Origin of the sequence: Mesorhizobium sp. M7A.F.Ca.US.005.03.2.1, from assembly GCF_003997795.1 — a bacterium.
In the GTDB taxonomy this organism is placed as follows: Bacteria; Pseudomonadota; Alphaproteobacteria; order Rhizobiales; family Rhizobiaceae; genus Mesorhizobium; species Mesorhizobium ciceri.
In genome coordinates, this window is record NZ_RZRP01000498.1 from 1 (window position 1) to 4,705 (window position 4,705).

Genomic DNA, 4,705 nt, shown 5'->3' on the forward strand with positions numbered 1-4,705 from the left:
GATCGTGTCATCCGGAACCTCGCGGATCAGGCCTGCCGCCTTCGGCCCGGCGATGCGTTCCAGCGCCTCGATCTGCTCGCCGACGGTGACGGCGACGCCGGGCATGGTCAGATTGCGGCGTGGCCCGACAGCGCTGCCGTCGATCCCCGCCGCATGGATCAGGAAGTTGACCGCCGAGCGCGGGCTGGCATGCGTGTGCACGACCGAGCGCGGCACCGGCAGGATCGCCTCATGGCCGCTCAACGGCTCGCGGATGATGCCCGAGAAGAAGCCGGACGCCGCCTTGTTCGGCTTGCCCGGCCGCACGCAGATTGTCGGCAGCCGGATGCCGATACCGTCGAAGAACCCGCGCCTGGAATAGTCGGCCAGCAGCGCTTCGCTCATCTGCTTCTGGGTACCATAAGAGGTCAGCGGCGTCGGATGGAAGTCATCGGGAATGACGTCCGGGAACGGCGCGCCGAACACCGCGATCGACGAGGTGAAGACGACGCGCGGCGCAAAGCCCGCCACCCGGATGGCATCGAACAGGGCGCGCGTGCCATCGAGATTGACGTGGTAGCCGAGATCGAAATTCGCTTCCGCCTCGCCCGACACGATGCCGGCAAGGTGGAACACGACGTCGGGGCGCGATGCGACCAGGCGCTCGGTGGCACCCGCTTCGGCGAGATCGCCGGTGTGCAGCGTGACGCTGACGCCATCCAGGCTCGGCGCCTGTGGCGGCACGATATCGTGGAGATCGAGCGCGGTGATCTTGCCCCCGCGCAGCGTCCCGTCCTTGGCCAGCCGGGCGATGAGCTTGCGGCCGACCATACCCGCGGCGCCAGTGATCAGAATGCGCATGTCGAAGATCCCTTGCCTATTTACCCTGGTTTTTGCGCTGGTTGCGGGCGCGCAGCCAGAACACCGAGAAGAACGCCAGCACGAAGACGATGCCAAAGGCGCCGGCCAGCACGGTGGAAAGGCTGCCGAGTGCCAGCATCACGGTCGGCAGATAGTAGGCGCCTATACCGAACAGCAGCATGATCCACGCGGCGGCGATGACCGCGTTCCTGGTGTCGCGGTCCATCATGCCGCGTCCGGAGGATGGGCGTTCGTCAAGCTGGTTTTCAAGGTTTTGCAACTCCTGAGGCAGGACGATCGACATCGATCGATCCGGTCCTAGTGATGGTGGTCGTGGTATGCAGCCGCTTCATGCTCGTGCCCGTGGTCGTGCTCGTCGCCATCGTCGGCGCATTGGCCGAATTCCGGTTCCACGGTGGCATGGCTGATGCCGTGCTCGCTTGCAAGCCGCTTCTTGACGGCACTCACCGCCTGATGCGCATCGACGCCCTCGTCGAGACAGGCATGCAGCGTCGCCATATTGCTGGTCCCGTCGAGCGACCAGACATGCATGTGGTGCACTTCGCGTACGCCGTGGATCGTCGTCTGGATATCCCTGGCGATCAGATCTCGGTCGAGGCTTGGCGGCACGCCCTCGAGCAGGACATGGGCGGCCTCCCGCATCAGCGACCACGCCGTGTAGAGGATCAGCAGTGAAACCAGGACCGACAGGATCGGGTCGATCGGCGTCCAGCCGGTCGCCAGGATGACCAGCGCCGCCGCGATGGCCGCCGCCGAGCCGAGCAGGTCGCCAAGCACATGCAGGATGGCGCCGCGCATGTTCAGGCTCTCGCGGTCGCCACCATGCAGCACGAAGAACGAGCCGAGGTTCACCAGCAGGCCGAGGATCGCCACCACCAGCATCGGCCCGCCAAGCACCGGCGCCGGCGCCTGCAGGCGTCCCCAGGCCTCATAGACGATCCACAGCGCGATGACGAAGATGGCGATGCCGTTGGTATAGGCCACCAGCGTCTTGACCCGGCCGAAGCCATAGGTGAGGCGAACGGTCGCCGGCCGGCCGCCAAGATGAAACGCATACCAGGCAAGGCCGAGCGCGATCGAATCGGCGAGCATGTGGCCGGCATCGGCCAGCAGCGCCAGCGAGCCCGTGAGGATGCCGCCAAGCGCCTCGGCGACCATGAAGCCGCCGGTCAGGCAGGCTGCGATCAGAACGCGTTTCTTGTCGGTCGAGCCATGCACATGACCAGGGCCGTGACCGTGCCCGGTGTGATCGTGGGTATGTGCCAATAGTGAACTCCTAAGCGCCGAATTCCGCGCGAAAATCCTCGAGCCGTCGCTTCTGCCGGCCGTCGCCATCGAAATTGGCCGGATCGAACCACGCCTCATAGGCACTGCGCAGCGCCGGCCATTCCTTGTCGATGATCGAATACCACGCAGTGTCGCGGTTTTCACCCTTGACGATGAGATGCTGGCGGAAAATGCCTTCGAACTTGAAGCCGAACCGCTCGGCCGCCCGCTTCGATGGCTCGTTGCGGTTGTTGCACTTCCATTCATAGCGGCGATAGCCGAGCCCGTCGAAGATGTATTTCATGAACAGGAACTGCGCTTCGGTTGCTCCCGGCTTGCGCGAGATGAGCGGTCCCCAATAGATGTTGCCGATCTCGATGACGCCGTAGGCCGGATCGATGCGCATCAGCGTCTGGCGTCCGGCGACCTTGCCGCTGGCCTTGTCGATGACAGTGAAGAACAGCGGATCCTCGCTGGCTTCGACTTTGTCCAGCCATGGCTGGAAGGCGGCGCGGGTCTCCGGCGGATAGTCGGGCAACCAGGCGAAGCGGTCGTCGATATCGGACACGGAGGACGCTTCATAGAGGCCGTCGCCGTGTTTTGCAGCGCTCAGCGGTTCAAGCCGGACGTATCGACCGTCGATGGTCTTGCGTTCGGGCCGCGGACGCGGTTGCCAACCCTTCAGATTTTCCGACACCGAATGCTCCAATCCGTTTGACTTTTGCGGGCTGAGGCTCACAAAAACGCGACCCAACAGCAAGAACCACACGGACGGGAAAAATGCTCCACACGATTTCGGCCTTCGACCGCCTTGGCGAGGAAAACGCCTTCGCCGTGCTTGCGAGGGCCACAGCACTTGCCCAACAAGGCCGCGACATCGTCAATCTCGGCATCGGCCAGCCCGACTTCAAGACGCCGCAGCACATCGTCGAGGCGGCGATCAAGGCGCTGCGCGACGGCCATCACGGCTACACGCCGGCCAATGGCCTGCTGGCGACGCGCGAGGCGGTGGTGCGCCGCACGCTGACCACCACCGGTGTCGAGATATCGCCCGAAACGGTGATGATCCTGCCCGGCGGCAAGCCGACCATGTTCGCCGCGATCCTGATGTTCGGCGAGCCCGGCGCCGAGATCCTCTACCCGGACCCCGGCTTCCCCATCTACCGCTCGATGATCGAGTTCACGGGTGCGGCACCCATTCCCGTGCCGATGCGCGAAGAAAACGGCTTTGCCTTCTCGGCCGAGGAGACGCTGGCGCTGATCACCTCGAAGACCAGGCTGCTGATCCTCAACTCGCCCGCCAATCCGACCGGCGGCGTCACGCCTCGCGCCGAGATCGAGAAACTGGTCAAGGGGCTGGAGGCGCATCCGCAGGTCGCCATCCTCTCCGACGAGATCTACGACGTCATGACCTATGATGGCGAGACGCATTGCTCGCTGCTCGGCTTTCCCGAAATCCGCGACCGGCTGATCGTGCTCAACGGCTGGTCGAAGACCTGGGCGATGACCGGCTGGCGCATGGGCTGGTCGATCTGGCCGAATGGCGACAAGGGCGCCCATCTCTACGACAAGGTGCGCAAGCTGGCGGTCAATTGCTGGTCCTGCGTCAACGCGCCGAGCCAGTTTGCCGGCATAGCCGCCATCGACGGCCCGCAGGACGACGTCGACGAGATGATGCGCGCCTTCGACCGCCGCCGGAAGATCGTCGTCGAGGGACTGAACGCCCTGCCCAACATATCCTGCATCACGCCCAAGGGCGCGTTCTACGCCTTCCCCAACGTCTCGAAGACCGGCTGGAAGGCCAAGAAGCTCGCCTCGGCGCTGCTCGACGAGGCCGGCGTGGCGCTGATCGGCGGCCCCGATTTCGGCATTCTCGGCGAAGGCTATATCAGGCTCTCCTACGCCAATTCCGAGGAGAACATCCTGCGCGCGCTGGAGCGGATCGGAGCATTCCTGGCGAAGTAGGCTTCAAAGCAGGCCGGTGGCCTCTTTCCGGATGGTTGCGGCTGGCGACCATGATGGTGTCATGATCTGTCCGGACACGCACGGCCAAGGCTGGGCGGGCGTGTCGGGAACCGCTACGCTCCCTGGATCAGGATCGAAGCAGGTGACATAAAATGTTCTACGCAATCCTTGCCTATCACGTGGAAGATGCGATCAAGGCGCTGACGCCGCAGGAAGATGCAGCACTTATGGCCGACCTGCTGAAGATCAACACCCGGCTTCATGAGGAAGGCACGCTGGGGCCGTCCGCGCGTCTGGGCGCAACACAGGATGCCATCACCCTGCGCGGCCCGGGCGACGGTGTGATCATCGACGGTCCTTTCGCCGAAACCAAGGAACAGTTGCTCGGGCTCTATGTCGTCGACTGCGCCACGCGAGACGAGGCCATCGCGATCGCCCGCGACCTTCGCCGCGTCAATCCCACCGCCGTTTACGAGATCAGGCCCATTCTGCTGTTCAAGCCCGGCGTGCCGCTGGCCGGGAAATAAAACCATCCGGCTGGGTCCCCGCTGCTTCGCAGCGTCCCAGCGTTCGCCGGCCTTTCATCGTGCCACTGGCACGATGAATTCGCTTA

General features: G+C 64.3%; 6 protein-coding genes. 2 read left to right on the plus strand and 4 right to left on the minus strand.

What is annotated here, in order from left to right; genetic code table 11:
• The 4 genes from denD to EN991_RS23955 all read right to left on the minus strand — a co-directional run.
• Window positions 1-840 (minus strand): D-erythronate dehydrogenase (denD, locus tag EN991_RS23940; protein ID WP_164769342.1); only part of this gene is annotated, 840 nt, incomplete at its 3' end.
• Between the two features lie 16 nt (window positions 841-856).
• Window positions 857-1,069, minus strand: coding sequence for a hypothetical protein (locus tag EN991_RS23945; protein ID WP_013529748.1), 213 nt, complete (start codon window positions 1,067-1,069; stop codon window positions 857-859).
• Window positions 1,070-1,158: 89 nt separating this feature from the next.
• A complete protein-coding gene (locus tag EN991_RS23950) occupies window positions 1,159-2,127 on the minus strand; it encodes a cation diffusion facilitator family transporter (protein ID WP_063168938.1) in 969 nt (322 codons plus the stop codon).
• 10 nt (window positions 2,128-2,137) lie between these two features.
• On the minus strand, window positions 2,138-2,824 hold the full coding sequence (locus EN991_RS23955; protein ID WP_127369688.1) for a GNAT family protein: 687 nt from the start codon (window positions 2,822-2,824) through the stop codon (window positions 2,138-2,140).
• An 83-nt stretch (window positions 2,825-2,907) separates the two neighbouring features.
• On the opposite strand from EN991_RS23955, the gene EN991_RS23960 reads away from it, so the two are divergent.
• Window positions 2,908-4,092 (plus strand): pyridoxal phosphate-dependent aminotransferase, encoded by a 1,185-nt coding sequence (locus EN991_RS23960; RefSeq protein ID WP_024502719.1) that lies wholly within the window; start codon window positions 2,908-2,910, stop codon window positions 4,090-4,092.
• A 152-nt stretch (window positions 4,093-4,244) separates the two neighbouring features.
• The gene (locus tag EN991_RS23965) at window positions 4,245-4,619 is read left to right on the plus strand and encodes a YciI family protein (RefSeq protein ID WP_013529744.1); all 375 of its coding nucleotides are present in this window, start codon (window positions 4,245-4,247) and stop codon (window positions 4,617-4,619) included.
• Window positions 4,620-4,705 lie beyond the last annotated feature (86 nt).

Excerpts from the sequence above, each read along its gene's own strand:
- EN991_RS23945 (WP_013529748.1), bottom strand. The coding sequence starts at position 1,069 with ATGATGGACCGCGACACCAGGAACGCGGTCATCGCCGCCGCGTGGATC.
- EN991_RS23960 (WP_024502719.1), top strand. The coding sequence starts at position 2,908 with ATGCTCCACACGATTTCGGCCTTCGACCGCCTTGGCGAGGAAAACGCC.
- EN991_RS23965 (WP_013529744.1), top strand. The coding sequence starts at position 4,245 with ATGTTCTACGCAATCCTTGCCTATCACGTGGAAGATGCGATCAAGGCG.